Below are 14668 nucleotides of genomic sequence, written 5' to 3'. Positions count from 1 at the left end.
GAATCAAAGAGTGCGGGATTGCGCGTCGCGGTTGCGACGCTCGTCGTCGGAAGGCTGATTGCCTTCGGCGACGGGTTGTTGCGAGTTGCCGCCCGGGATTTGCAGGGCCGAGTTGTTGCCGGTCGGCGTGGTCAGCACGGCGTTGTCGCCCGACGGCAGTTGCCAGTTGAAGCTGGCGTTGGCCACCTTCAGTACCTGCGGATCGGTGTACGCACCCAGCGCATCCGGGCCGAAACCATCAGACGGGACCGTACCACGGAACAAAGAATCGGCGGTAGGCGTGGTCGGGATGATGGGCTGCGGCAAGGTGATGGAGGACAGGCGGTCGATGATGCCCGTCGGGCCCCACGTGACGCCGTTCAGGTAGTACGGTGCGCCCACCAACGAGCTCTTGATGGAAGTGGCGGCAACGGCGTCCGACCTGCCCCCGATCGTGCCCCAGACGTCGGCCGAGCCTGCGGTGGGAACGGTCAGCGAGGCCACGTTCAGCTTGTGGTTCGGGTTGGCGTCGTTCAGGCCGATGCGCAGCGCGCCCAGCGGGCCGGCCGCCAGCGTCAACGCCGTTTGCGGGCCAACCAGGCCGACAGCGGTGATGTCACCGTTGGTGCTGATGGTGGCGTTCGCGCCTTGCAACTTGGCGGGTGCGCCCAGGTTGATGGGGCCTTGGGTCACCAGCAGTTGCGCGGGCAGCGTCAGGCCGGCGCCACCGGTCTGGGTGAAGCCGGTGGCGGCCTTCACCGTCGAGCCGGCGCCGAACGTCGTCGTGCCGGTCGGGTCGGTGTTGGCGATATGGATCGAACCCGTGTCGGCGGTGACGTTCTTGCCGAACGACACCGTGCCGCCCGCGATGTCGATGCCGTCCGGCCCCGAGGCGCGCACGTTGCCGTTGTAGCTGGCGGACTGGGCTTCCAACTGTTGCACGCGGTAGGCGCTGACGTCACCGTTGAACACGATGGTGTCCACGGCGCGCAAGGTCAGCGACCCCAGGCCGGTCGCGTTGCCCGCCACCTGCACGTTCTTGGCGGCATCGATGGCCAGGTTGTTGCCATTGCCGCCGTCCAGCGTGCTGCCCAGCACGACCGAACCGGTGTTGCTGGTCAGGTCGCGGTCGCCCGTCAACGTGACGGCGCCGGTGTAGACCTGGTCGCCGATGGTGACGACCTTGCCCGGACCCATCGTGGTGCTGCCTTGCACGGCCAGGCCGCGCAGGGGCGTGGTGGCGCCGACGTCGCCCTGGATGTTGGCGTTGCCGGCGATGATCAGGCCTTGCTGGCCCGACTCGGTGCCGTCCACGCCAGCCTTGAGCTGCACGTTGGTGCCGGTCAGGGTGGTGTCCACGCCAGAAAGGATCACGTGCTGGCCATATTGCTGCGCGCCCGTGGTGTTGACCGAACCGCCGTTGATCAGCACATCGCCATTGCCGCTGGTTTGCAGCGAGGCGGTGCGGACCGGACCGTCCAGGACGATGTCGCCCGCGGCGGCCACCGTCAGGTTGCCCAGACGCGAACCTTGCCCGATCGGGGCGGTGAAGTTGACGTTCCCCTTGCCCGCGGATACGGTCATGTCGTAGCCGCCGTCAAGCGCGTCATTGAAGCGGATGTCGCCGTCGCGGCTGGCCACCGCGACCTTGCCGCCCAGCGTGACCGCGCCGCTGTACGACTGGTCGCCCGTGGTGGCGATGCTGCCCGCGCCCAGCGTGGACTTGCCGTTCACCGTCAGGCTGGCCAGCGCGTTCTGCGCACCGAGCGGGCCCTTCAACACGGCGTCGCCGTCAATCGTCAGGTCGTGTGCGCCATCACCGCCGCCCAAGAGGCCGACGCTGCTGCCCTTCAATACGGTGTCGCCGCTGAAGATGGCCCGTTCGCCGTAGGACTGCGTGCCGGTGGTGTCGACCAGGCCGCCGTTGATGGCGATCGTGCCGCCGACGTCCGACGCAATCGATGCCGCGTAGACCACGTCGGTCAGCGTGGTGGCGCCGTTGCTGGCGATGGTGATGTCGCCCAGGCGGCCACCCGCGTTGTCGCCAACGGTGTCCGTGAAGGTGACGTTGCCCGCGCTGGCGGCCAACGACAGGTCGTGGCCGTCGCCGTGGCTGCTGGCGACCTTGTCGTTGAACGTGATGTTGCCGCCCTGCGTGGCAAGCGCGGCGTCGCCGTCCAGGGTGACCGTGCCGTGGTACGACTGGTCGCCCGTGGTGCCGATGCTGCCGTCCAGGCTGGACGTGCCATTGATCGTCAGGCTGGCCAGCGCGTCTTGCGCACCGAACGCGCCCTTCAGCACGGTCTCGCCGTCGATCGTCAGGCCGTGTTCGCCGTCGCCGCCGCCCAAGAGATTGACGGTGCTGCCCTTCAATACGGTGTCCGCGCCCAGCGTAACCAGTTCGCGGAAGGTCTGCGTGCCTGTCGTGTCGACCAGGCCGCCGTTGATGGCTACCGTACCCGGGGCATCCGTCTGCGCCGACGCGGCGTACACCGCGCCATTGAAGGTGGTGGCGCCGGCGGTGTTGGCGGTGAGGTTGCCCAGGCGCTGCCCGGCGCTGCCCACGGCGTTAAAGCTGATGTCGCCGCCTGCCGTCGAGTCAATGACAAGGTTGCGGGCGCCGATCAGCGCGTCGTCGAACGTGACGCTGCCGGTAGTGGTGGACAGCGACTGGTCGCTGCCCAGCGTGACGGCGTCCTGATAGTGCTGATTGCCGGTGGTGGCGATGCTGCTGGTGGTCAGCGTGGCGGGGCCGGTCACGGTCAGGCTGGCCAGCTTGGTGTTGGCGCCGATGGCGCCCGCAAGCGATGCAGCGCCATCGATCTCCAGCGCGTGGGCGCCATCCGCGCCGTCGGCCAGGGTGATGGTGCTGCCGCTCAGCGCCGCATCGTCGCCCAGCACCACGCGGCCGGCGTAGTGCTGCGCACCGGTCGTGGTGACGCTGCCGCCATTCAGGGCGGTGATGCCCGTGCCAGCCTGGTTCAGCGACGCCGTGTTGATGGCGCCACCGTAGGTGGTGGTGCCGGTGGTGGTGACGGTCAGCGCGTTGGCGCCCGAGACCTCGCCCGTGAACGTGACCGCGCCGTCGCCGGTGGCCACGTTGACGCCGCTGCCCAGCACCGTGGCGCCATCGACGCCGAAGGCGCCGTTGGCCGTCGTGTACTGACCACGCAGCGTGGTGTCGCCGTTGTACTGCTGGGCGCCGGTGGTGCTGACGCCTTGCAGGTCGATGTGGGCGCCGTCGATGTTCAGGCTGGCCAGGTTGCTGGCGTTGCCGCCCAGTATCACGTCGCCGTCATTGGCGACGATTACGGCTTGCTGGCCGCCGCCTTGCAGCAGGCCCCCGACGGCGACGATGCCGTCCGCGCCAGAGGCGGTCAGCGTGCGCGTGCCGCCAGCCAGCGTGGCGTTGCCGGTGATGTCGATGGACGTGCCGGTCAGGTCGCCGTTCAGCGTGACGTCGCCGTCGTAGCTCTGGGACCCAGCCGTGTTGACGGCCGTCAGGCCGATCTGCGCGCCGATCACCGCAAGGTTGTTGGCCTCGTTGCTGGCGATGGCGTGGTTGACGCCGACGTTGCCCAAGACCGAACCCAGGAAGATGTCGCCATGATTGCCGGCGGAGAGCCCGACGGAGCTGATCAGGTCATCGACCGACGCAATCTGGATGTGGCCATCCGCGGTGGCGATGCGGCCCAGCGTCAAGGCGCCGGTGCCGTCCACGAGGATGTCGCCCGTGCCCAGGACGTTGGCCGTGAGGTAGCGCGCCGACGTGTTGAAGGCGGCGCCGGCGTCGCCAATGCCGGTCATGCTGGTCAGATCCAGGCTGTTGGTCGTGATGTTGATACCCGACCCCAGCAGCGACCCTTCGGCGGCGGCCAGGATGACGCTGCCGTTCGCGGCGCCCGCATCGATGAGGCCGAAGGCCACGTCGCCGTGCTGCGAGCTCAGGTCGATAGTGCGGTTGCCGCCGCTGGCCGTGGCCGACACATCCAGCGTGCCGGTGGCGTTGGCCGTGATGTTGCCGTTGGCGGTGGACAGCGCGGCGGTCAGCGCGCCGGTGTTGTTCAACGTGAGGTCGGCCGGCACGGTGGTGCCGGTGAGGCTGACGTTGGCGTTGGCGACTTCCGTCGTCAATACCGTATTGCCGCCTGCCGCGCCGCTCGTGAAGTTCAGCGTATCGCCCCGGGCGACGATGGCGCGCGGCGTGGCGCTTGCGGCAACCACATCGTGCCCGCCCGCCAGGGTGATGGTGTTGTTGGCCTGCACGCCCGCGCCAGCAACAGTCAGCGTGCCGGCCGAGGACAGCAGCAGGTTGTCCGCCGTATTGGACAGGCCCGAACGCGCGTCCAGGTCGCCGGACGAACGCAGGTACACCGAGCTGTTGTCGCCCGTCTGCGTCACGTCGCCGTTGAGCGTCAGGGCACGGCTGCCCACGTTGTTCAGAACGATCACCGCGCCATCGGCGCCGGTCGTCAGGTCGCCCAGCGACGCCAGGTTGGTGCGCAGGGCGATGCCGCCCGTGCCGTTGGCCAGATTGGTGGCCGCGCCGATGCTGCCGCCGGCGGTGGCCGTCAGGCTGTTGCCGTAGACCAGGTTGCCCGCCAGCGCGCCCAGGATGGATCCGGCGGCGGTCAGCGTGACGTCGCCCGAATCCATGGCGTTGATCGTGTTGATCAACAGGTTGCCCTGGGACGTGGCGATGGCGATGTCGTTGTCCGCCGAGTTGGTCCGGGTGTAGGCGCTGGTCACCAGCGTGGGGCCAGCGGTGGTGATGCCGATGGCGCCGTTCTGCGTGATGATGGAATTCAGCGTCGTGCCGGCCGCGCGGTCGTCGTCCAGGAAGATCGAGCCGTTGCCGGTGACTTCCGCCGTGATGATGGCGGCGGTCGTCTGCACGTTGTCGGCTGAGCCTGCGGCGCCGCCGATGCCCGCACCGGCCTTCAGCGTGACTGAATTGCCGATGATGCGCGTGGATTCCTCGCGATCGTCAACGATGGTGCTGCCGGCCTTGCTGTAGTCGATGTTGACCGTGCCGGTGCCCGCGTCGATGTTGCCGGCCACCAGTTGGCTGTTCGTGCCGTTGCCCACGATCCTGATCGTGCCGCTGCCGTTGTTGGCAATGGCATTGGCGATCTGCAGGTTGCCGGCCGCCGCGATGTCGATGGTATTGCCCGACAGGTAGGAGTAGACGGCGTTGTTGTCCGCCGCCAGGTACATCGCGCCGGTGGTGGTGGCTTCAACGCGCTGGCCGGTGGCGTTGATGCGGCCAGTTGTGGTGTTGGCGCCAATGCCGTAGCGCGCGTTCAGCGCCACGCCATACGCCTTGATGGTGGCGCCGGCCGCGTCGGCCAAGACGTAGCCATTTTCGGCGTCCAGCGTGATCTGGCCTTGGGTGGCGCCCGCCTGCACGTTCTTGACGGTGATGTTGCCCGACGAGGCCTTCACCGAAATGCCGTTGCCGGCGGCGTCGGTGGCGGACGTCATGCTGTTCAGGACAAGATTGCCCGACGAGGTGACGCGCGTTTCGCCGTTGGCGACCGAGGTCGTCAGGCCGCCCAGCAGGTTGGTGGTGCTGTCCAGGTACAAGGAACCGTCGCCGGTCACGGTGGCGGACACGGGGTTGTTCGGCGCGGCGATCTTGATGGCCGCATCGTTCGTGCCGATGCCGTTCTTCGCGCTCAGCGTGATGGCGCCGTTGCCCGAACCCGTGATCGCGCCGCCGCCGTCCAGGATGCTGCCGTTCTGGGCGTTCAAGGTCAGCGTCTTGTCGGTGCCGTAGCTGACCGTGCCAACCAGGATGTCGCCGGTGGTGGTGGTGACAGACAGGTCTTCGCCCGCGCGCAGGTTGCCCAGGTTGATCGAACCCGCCTGCTTCAGCCAGATGCCGCCCGAGGCGGTCGCCGAGATGTTGTTGACCTGGGTGTTCAGGGCGCGGCTGGACGAGCCGATCGCGTTGCTGGTGTCGCCCGACGCGGTGGACAGCGCCAGGTCGCCCGCCGTGATCTTCGACGTGCCGCTCATGCCCTGGATGGAGCCGCCGGTGTAGTAGTAGGGATTGGTCGACAGGTTGACCGAGCCATTGGCCGTTACGTTGATGTCGTCGAGCGTGATCGAGCCGATCGCCTTGTACGTGAAGTTCAGGCCGGTGCTGTCGCGAACGGTGGTCAGCGCGGTGTTGTTGCCGCTGTCGACGCCGTTGAACGTCAGGTTCTGGGCGCTGATGGCCAGGACGCCAGCGCTGCCATTCTGACTGCCCGTTGCGTTGCTTCGGTTGATGCTCAGGTCGGTCAGGTCGGCCAGGTTGTCGACATAGATGCTGCCCGGGGTGTTCAGCGTCAGCGACGGCGTGTCCAGATGGAGCCGGGTCGCATTCGAGCCGATGCTGCGTCCGGAGCCGTAGTCGGCCGTCAGGGTGACGCTCTTGCCGGTGATGCGGTTGCTGTTGTCCGCGCCGACGATGTTGCCGCGGCTGGTCGTCAACGCGACCGCGCCACCGCTGGTGCTGATGGTGCCCACCACCAGATCACGGCCGGCGCTGGCGGTATCGGCCGTCAGCGTGATGTTGCCATCACCGCTGACCGAGGCGGCGCGCAGCCCGTAGGTTTCGGTCAGTGCGATGCTGCCGTCCGCCGTGGCCGTCTGCTTGGCGCTGAGGTTGACGGTCGTCGTGCCGCCGCTGAGATTCGTGGTGCGGATGGCGCTCTTGTTGCCAATCGAGCCGTTGGCCGTCAAGTTGACCGTGGTGGCGTTGGCGATTGTGCCGCTGAGGATCGAGCCGCCGGTGTTGTTGACGGTGAAGTCGTTGCCGTTGGTGTTGACCGAGCCCAGCTCGATGTCGCCGACGGTATTGCTGACCGCGCTGGCGCCCACCGACGTCAGGCTGGGCAGGCTGGTATTGCCTTCCACCGTGATGTACGCGCCGCCGCCAGCGGCGCGGCCGGTCAGCGTGCTGACGCGGGTGTCGATGGCGTTGCCGGCGCCGTCGGCGCCGATCGCGGTGTTGGCGTTCAGGGTCAGCGCGGCGGCGTCGATCTTGGTGTTGGCATCGCCATCGCCCAGCAGTGAACTGTTGCGCGCGGTCAGCGCAACATTGTCGTAGCCGACGTTGATGGTGCCGACGGTGATGTTGCGGTCGCTGGTAACGCTCAGGTTCAGGCCGCCCGCATCCGTGATGTTGCCCAGCACCAGGCCGGCCGTGCTGCCACTGCCGCCGTCCGTGGCGGTGAAGGCGATGGTGCCGCCTTCGCGGGTCGGTGAATTGATGCTGTAGGAACGCGCGTCGTTGCCCATCGAGTACAGCGACAGCGTATCAATGTGCGTGTCGGAATCGATGTAAACGTCGCCGGTGTTCTGGATGTTCAGCACCGGGGCGGACAGGTTGATTTCGCGGCCCTCGGCGCCGATGCCGCCCGTGCCTTGGGCAGTCAGCGACACCTGGGCGGCGGTGATACGCTGGCTGTCGTCGGCGCTGCCCAGGATGCTGCCGTTGGTGGACAGGCGCACGGTGCCGGTGGTTTGCGTATCAAGGACACCGATGTCCTGGCCGACGTTGCTGGACAACGTCAGGTTCAGTCCGGTGTTGTCGCGGACCAGGTTGGCTTGCAGGCGGCCGTTGTGTGCCACGTCGAATATCAGTTGGTCCGACGTGATGTCATAGGTGGCGGGCGACACGCCGGTGGCGTACAGCGACAAGCTGGACAGGTCGCGGTCGTTGCCCACAAAGACGTGGCTGCCGGCCGTCAGGTAGAGGTCGCTGGTGGTCGTGCTGATCTTGTCGGTCGAGCCTGTGCCGATCTGGCCCGTGGCGAACAAGTTCACCGAATCGCCCGTGACGTGCGACGTGGGCGACAGGTTGACGATGTTGCTGCCGGCGCCAGTGGCGGCCAGGCTGACGGTATGCGCGGGGCCGGTGTCGATGCTGCCGATGTTCAGCGTGCGGTCACCCGAGAACGAGAAGTTCAGGCCGGTGGTGTCGCGCAGGTCGAACAGGTTGTAGGCGCCGGTGTCGGTAAGGTTGAACGTCAGGCCCTGGGCCGCTACCTGGACGATATTGTTCACGCCCTGGTCCGCGTGGTTGGCGGTGACGTTCAGGCTGAACAGGTTCGAGGCATTGTTCAGATACAGGTCGTGGCCGGTCTGCGTGGTCAGTTGGCGGGTGTCCGTTTGAATCGCGTTGCCACCGGCGCCGATGGACTGCGTGGCGGTCAGCGTCAGCGAGGGGGTGATGAAGTTGCTGCCCGCGCCTTGCAGGATGGATCCGTTGGTGACGTCGACGCGTGCCCAACCGAGGGCGCTGTTGTTGCCCAGCGTCAGCGTCTTGTTATTCGATAGCCACAGGCTGCCGCGAAGATTCGAAGACAGCTTGTCAACGCTGACATACAGCGGTTGGTTGGTGTTGTAGGTGCCCGTGACCGAGCCGCCGTTCAGCGTCAGCTCGCCCGTGGTGATATTGGGGCTGCTGGCGCTGCTGCTGTTGCCGTAGATGTTGTTGCTGCTCAAGGTGACGGAGCCGCCCGCGCCGGTTGCGACATTGTGGACGCTCAGCGTGCGATCGGAAGCAATCGACAGCGCCAGATCGTTCGCGCTTGAGACGGAGTTGATCGTCAGCCCATTGACGCCGGTCGAATCGCTCATCGAGAAGGTCAGACCGGTGGCCGAGATGGCGTACGAATTTGTCTGCGCGCCGGTGGTGTTGCTGTGGTTTGCCGTGAGCGACAGCGACGACAACTGCTTGCTGTTGGAGACGGCGACGTTGCCCGCCGACCCGATCGACAGGTGATTGGCGCTGGTTGACGCCGACACGCTGCCATTGGCGCCCAGCGCGTTCAAGGTGACGCTGTTGCCGGTGATCGTGCCGGAACTGCGCGAGATGGTCGGACTGAGCAGGCTGTTCGCGTAGCGCGAGGTCAGGGACACCGAACCCGACGTGCCCATATTGATCGTGTTGGTCGCGATGGCGGAATCGGCGCTGATGGCCAATGCGGCGTTGCTCATGCTCGCCGCGATCGACAGGGTTGTGCCACCGGAGATCGACAGCGATTGGGCTCCGAGCCCAGAGAAGGAATAAGCGTTGGTGTCGGGAACCGTGGTGCTGGCTGCGTCGCGGCGCGTCAGGTTCAGGTCCAGGCTGTCAAGCGCCTGCCCACCGTTGTTCAAGAAGATGTCGCCGTTGTTCGCAATGGCCAGCGTGCTGGTCGCCGTGCGCAGGGCGCGCCCGCTGCTGCCGATTGCGCCGGTGTTGGCATCGCGCGCGGTGTAGTTGTCGCTACCGGTGGCCGACAGCTTGACCGTGCCCGCCGTGATTCGGCCGGTGCCGGCATCGCTGGTAATGCTGGAATTGACGCCGCCACCGGCCGTGGTCAGGCTGACAAAATCGCTGGCGGTGATGGCGCCCACCTGGATATTCTTGCGGCCGGTAAAGCTGAAGTCCGTCAGCCCGCCGGTGATCTGCTCCAGGTACTGCGTGGTGCCGTCGTCCGTGATGCGGATGGTCTGGCCCGCGCCGCCGCCGATGGCGATCGTGCTGGCGCCGCCCGCTGCGCGCAAGCTGTTGATGGCCAGGCTCTGCAGGACGGTATCGCTGTCTACATAGAAGTCATTGCCCTTCAAGCTCAGCGCCGACGTGCCATTCAGGGCCAGCGTGCCGCCAGTGGCCGACGAGCCGATCGAGCCGCTTGATCCCGCCGTCAGCGAGACCGTGGCCGCGCGGATCGCGCCGGGGTGGTCCAGGTCGTCGTTGGCGATGTTGCCGGCCGACACCAGGCTGACCTTGCCGGCCGCGCCGGCATCGACGTTGCCCACCAGCAGGTGCTTGCCGTTGGCCGAGAATGCGAAGTCCAGATCGCTCGAACTGGCGATGTCTTTCAGATGAATGCCGTTGGCGTCGTCCGTCAGCGTGAAGGCCGACAGGTTGGGTGCGGTGATGGCGTACGAGCCGTAGGCCGAACCATTGCGTGTGACGGCCAGACGGGTCAGACCGCTCAGATTGTTGGCGATGATGTCGCCACCGCTGGTCAGGCTGACGTCGGGGGCTTGCAAGGTCAGCGCGGCGCCGGCTGCACCCAGTACGCCACCGGCTGACAGCGCGATGCTGCTGGCCTGGATCTTCGTGGCGGCGTCGCCGTCGTCCAGGATGGAACCCGAACTGTTGGCAAGCGAGGCCGGTCCGTTGGCCTGCACGCTACCCACCGTCGTGTTGCCGGAGAACTGCATGTAGCCAAGCTGGCCGCCCGCCGTCAGCGACGTCAGCTTGATGTTGCTGTTGCCGCCGTTCAGGTAGAGGTCGCCGCCTGCGTTGGCCTGCACGTTGACCAGGCCCGCGCCGCCCACGCCCACATAGCTTACGTTGCCCGAATACAGGCCACCGATCGCGCCCGTGGCCGTCAGGAAGATGTCGCTGCCGCCGGCATAAACGCTGCCCGCGCCGTTGCCCAGGATGGAACCGTTGGCCGCGTTCAGCGTGACGTCGTCGTTCCAGCTTCGCACCGTGCCCGTCAGCAGCAGGTCGCCCTGACGCGCGTCGATCTGCACGGCGTCGGTCGCGGTGATGTTGCCCAGCGAGATGACGCCGGTGGTGTTGCTGGCGCCCGTGGGCTTGGGCAACTGGGCGTAGAAGCCGCCATTGTTGGCCGTGCCGGACAGGTTGCTGGTCAGGATGTCCAGATAGCCCGTGCCGGTGGCGCCGATGGCGCGGCCGGCATACAGGTACACCGAGTTGGCCAGCAACTGGGTGCTCTTGTCGCCGTCGTCGAGAATGGCGCCCGTTGTGTTCAGCGAGATGCTGCCGTTGTAGCCGGTGTCGATGCTGCCAACCGTGATGTCGCGGTCGCCGGTGAAGTTGAAGTTCACCCAGTTGCTGTCGCGCACTTCGTGAATCGTATGGCCGCCGATGTCATCGGTGATGTTGAACAGCAGCGACGGGGCGCGCACGTCCAGCACGTAGCGGTCATCCTCGGCCTTGTGGCGTGCGGTGACCGTCAGTGTGTAAAGGTCGGCGATGTCGGTGGCGTAGAGGTTGCCGCGCGTGCTCAGCGACAGGTGGGGCGCGTTGACCGAGACGGCATTGGTGGCGCTGCCGATGTCCTGGTTGGCGCTAAGGGTGACGGAGTTGGCGGTAACGCGCGTATCCGCGATGCCATCGTCCAGGATGCTGCCTTGCGTGGACGTCAGCGCAACGCTGCTGCCCGCGCGGATGTTGCCCAGTTTCAGGGTCTGGTCGCCGCTGAAGATGAACTGGTTCAGCAACGAGCTGTAGACCTGCTTCAGTTCGTAGGCGTTGCCCAGATCGTCATTGACGTCAAACGCCAGGTAGGGCGCGGACACCAGCAGGATGTTCTTTCGGAGGGGGTCGGCGTGGGAGTTGCTGACCGCCAGGTACGTGAGCGTCTTGCCGGGGTTGTCTATGTAGATGTCGCCGCCACTACCCAAGGTCAGGTTGGTCGTGGCGGTCTTGATGTGATCGCTGGCCGTGCCGATGTGGCGCTGAGCCTGCAGGTTGATGCTGTTGCCCAGCAGTTCGCTGTTGGCGTTGGCGCGCAGGATGCTGCCGCCCTGGGCGTTCAGCCACAAGGTGCCGGTGCCGGCGTCCAGCTTGTTCGCGGTCAGGTCGGCCACGCCGATGACCGAAATGCCGTTGTTGGCTTTCAGGTCATCCAGCAGCACCGAGCCCTGGGCCTGGTTGAGGTAGATGCTGCCGCCCGTGGCGCGCAGTTCACCGGCCGCCGTGCGCAGGTAGGTGCCTGCCGTGCCCACGGTGTAGTTGCTGTTGGAAGCCGGGGCCAGCAGGGTGACGAGGTTGCCGGTGATCAGCGACGCCGACGAGCCCGTGATGCTGCCCGCACGCGCGGTCAGGGTGACGTTTCCAGAGCCGGCGTTGATCTCGCCGGCGAAGATGCTGTTGCCGGTCAGGTTGACCGCGCCGCCCGAAGAACTGACGTTGTTGGCCGACACCGAGCCCGCGCCGTTGATCACGATCGCGGCGTTGTTGGCCTGCGCCTGGGTGATGGTCAGACTGTTGCTGGTGCTGTCCAGATACACGCCGCCCGCGCCCGAGGTGGCGGACACGCTGTTGGCGTTGGTCTTCAGGACGCGCGACGCGGCGCCGATGGCGCCGTTCTGTGCCGACAACGTCAGCGCGTTGGTGGCGATCGAGGTGGCGTCATCGCCATCGTCAAGGATGCTGCTGGCGCCCGAGGTCAGCGAGGACGACGCACCCGCCTTGATGGCGCCCAGCGTCAACTGGCCGCCCGTCCAGACGGACAGCGCGCCGGTGGTGTCGATGGCGCGCAGCGCCAGGTTGCCGGTGTTGTTCACGTACACACCGCCGCTGCCGCTGGCGGCCGTCAGCGTGCCGGTTTGCGTGTTCAGCGCCAGGCCCGAGGAGCCGATGGCGCCGTTGTTGCCGGTGCTGCCCGTGGCCTTCAGCGCGATGCTGCCGGCAGTGATGTTGCTGAGGCTGTCGCGCGCCCGGATGTCGCCCGCGGTCGACGTCAGCGCCAGCGCGCCGGTGCCCAGCGCGATGCTGCCCGCGTTGATCGTGCGGTCGCCGGTGAATGAGAAGTTCAGGCCGGCCTGGTCGACCGTGTTCAGTTGGTAGCTGCCGTTGTCCGTCAGCGAGAAAGTCAGTCCGCTGGATGTCAGCGCGTACGTGTTGTTGACGCCCGATTGCGCATGGCGGCTGGTGATGTCCAGCGTGCTCAGCACCGAGCGGTTGGCCACGGCCAGGTTGCCGCCGGTGGCAAGCGCCAGCCGGGTGGTCTGGGTGTTGACCGCGTTGCCGGCTTCACCGATGCTGCCGCCGCTGGCGTCCAGCGTGACGGTGTTGCCCGCCACCACCTGGTTGGCGCCACCCACATTGCGGATGCTGCCCGCGCTGGTGCGGACCAGCGCCGCGCCGCTGCCGGCGTCAATAACGTTGGCCAGGTTGATGTCGCCGGTGGCGTTCAGCGTGATCGCGCCGCCCCGGCTGTTCAGCTTGCCGATGTTGTCCAGCGTGCTGCCCACGCCCAGTGCTTCCAGCGTGATGGCGCCGCCCTGGGTGCTGATTTCGGTATTGGAATTCTCGAAGCGGATGCCGCCCGTTTGCGTCGAACGCAGCGTGAAGCTGTTGCCCGAGGTGGTTTGCAGATTGATCGCGGCCATGTCCGCGATGGTGATCTGGCCGGTGGCTTCCAGCTTGATGTTGGTGGTGCCGGCCAGGCTTTCCAAGAGGCCGCGCGACACGGTGTTGTTGGCCGCGTTGGCATCGCCGCCGTTGACGGTGCCGTCGCCCGCGCTGCCGTCCAGCGCGCCAGAGCCGTTACCGGAATCGACGATGCGCAGGTCGGTCGGGTCAATCAGCAGCAGGCCCGTTTTGCCCTTGGGCGCTCGCATGTCCACCGAACCGGTTAGGCCGATGTTCTTCTTGCTGGAGACTTCGGCAAAGCCGCCGTCGCCGCCTTGTTCTCCGCCACGCGCCGACAGGTTGCCGGCAAAGGCGGTGGCGTCGTTCGACCACATCGTGACGTTGCCGCCGTTGCCCTTGACAAGCGCATCGGCCTTCAACGTGGCGCCCGCCGCTACCTTGACGGTGGACGATTTGCCGCTGAACGCGGCCGAGCCATTGTCCGGGGCCACGCCCAGGCTGCCCAATGCAATCTCGCCGCCGCCCGCGGCGCCCGATACGTCGATGGTTGCGCCACGCGCCACGTCCACGTGTTCGCCAGTGACGACGACCTTGCCTCCCTGCTGGCCGGCGCTGGCGCCCGTGGCGTCGACCTGGCCCGCGATCTTGACGGTGCCGGCATCGCCGCCCGCCAAGACAATCTTGCCGTTCTGCATGCCCACCGACTGGGCGCTGATGATGCCGTCGGTGTTGACCACGTTGTCGATCACACCCTTGACGGCGCGTGCCGTCAGCAGCACGGTGCCGCCGTCGGCGCGGATGACGCCGCTGTTGGTGACCAGCACCGACACCGGCTTGCCGTTGGCATCCTTCGGCAGTTCATTGACGGTGGAGGTGGCGTCGAAGCTGAGCAGCCCGTCGCCCTGGAAGTCGACCGTAACGGTCTTGGCGCCCGCCAGGGCCACGCGGCCCAGCTTGGCCTGAATGACGCCCGAGTTGCGTACCGACGGCGCCACCAGCGCGGCCAGGCCGCTGTCCTTGATGCTGATCGTGCCTTCGTTCACGATCATGGCATTGGCCTTGGACGAGGCCTGGTTGAACTTGTAGTTGCCGGCCAGGAAGTCCTTGTCGCTGATGTTTGCCGTGGTGGCAACGAGGCCGCCCACGTCGATGCGCGCACCCTTGCCGAACACCACGCCGTTCGGGTTGACCAGCATCACCGTGCCGTTGGCGTTCAAGCGACCGAAGATCGCCGAAGGGTCATTGCCGACCACGCGGTTCAGCGTGACGCTCTTGCCGCCGGGTTGACGGAAGTTGACCGTCTCGTTGGCGCCGATGCTGAAGTCTTTCCAGTTGATGATCGCCTTGCCGCTGGACTGGTTGATGTCCAGCGTGCCGTTGCCCCGGTCCACAATGGTGGCTGCACCCCCCACCACGTTGCCGCCGGTGGGGTTGGCGTGCGCGCCGCTTGAGGCCAGCGAGCCAATCAGCACGGCCAGCGTGCTGAGCGCGGGCAGGGCGGCGTCTTTCTTCATGCGCGGACGGCGAGCGGATGAGGCGAGGCTGCGGGAATTGCGATTCATGGTC

The 14668-nt window shown here is 66.7% G+C and carries 1 protein-coding gene; it reads right to left on the bottom strand.

The genetic code is table 11. The features are described from left to right. Positions 1 to 3 precede the first annotated feature (3 nt). Positions 4 to 14664 (bottom strand): filamentous hemagglutinin N-terminal domain-containing protein, encoded by a 14661-nt coding sequence (locus ELS24_RS25440; protein ID WP_127185696.1) that lies wholly within the window; start codon positions 14662 to 14664, stop codon positions 4 to 6. Between the last annotated feature and the right edge of the window lie 4 nt (positions 14665 to 14668).

This window comes from Achromobacter spanius, from assembly GCF_003994415.1.
Lineage (GTDB): Bacteria > Pseudomonadota > Gammaproteobacteria > Burkholderiales > Burkholderiaceae_B > Achromobacter > Achromobacter spanius_C.
Note: the sequence above shows the minus strand (reverse complement) of the source record. Positions and strands in the feature narration are given on the sequence as shown.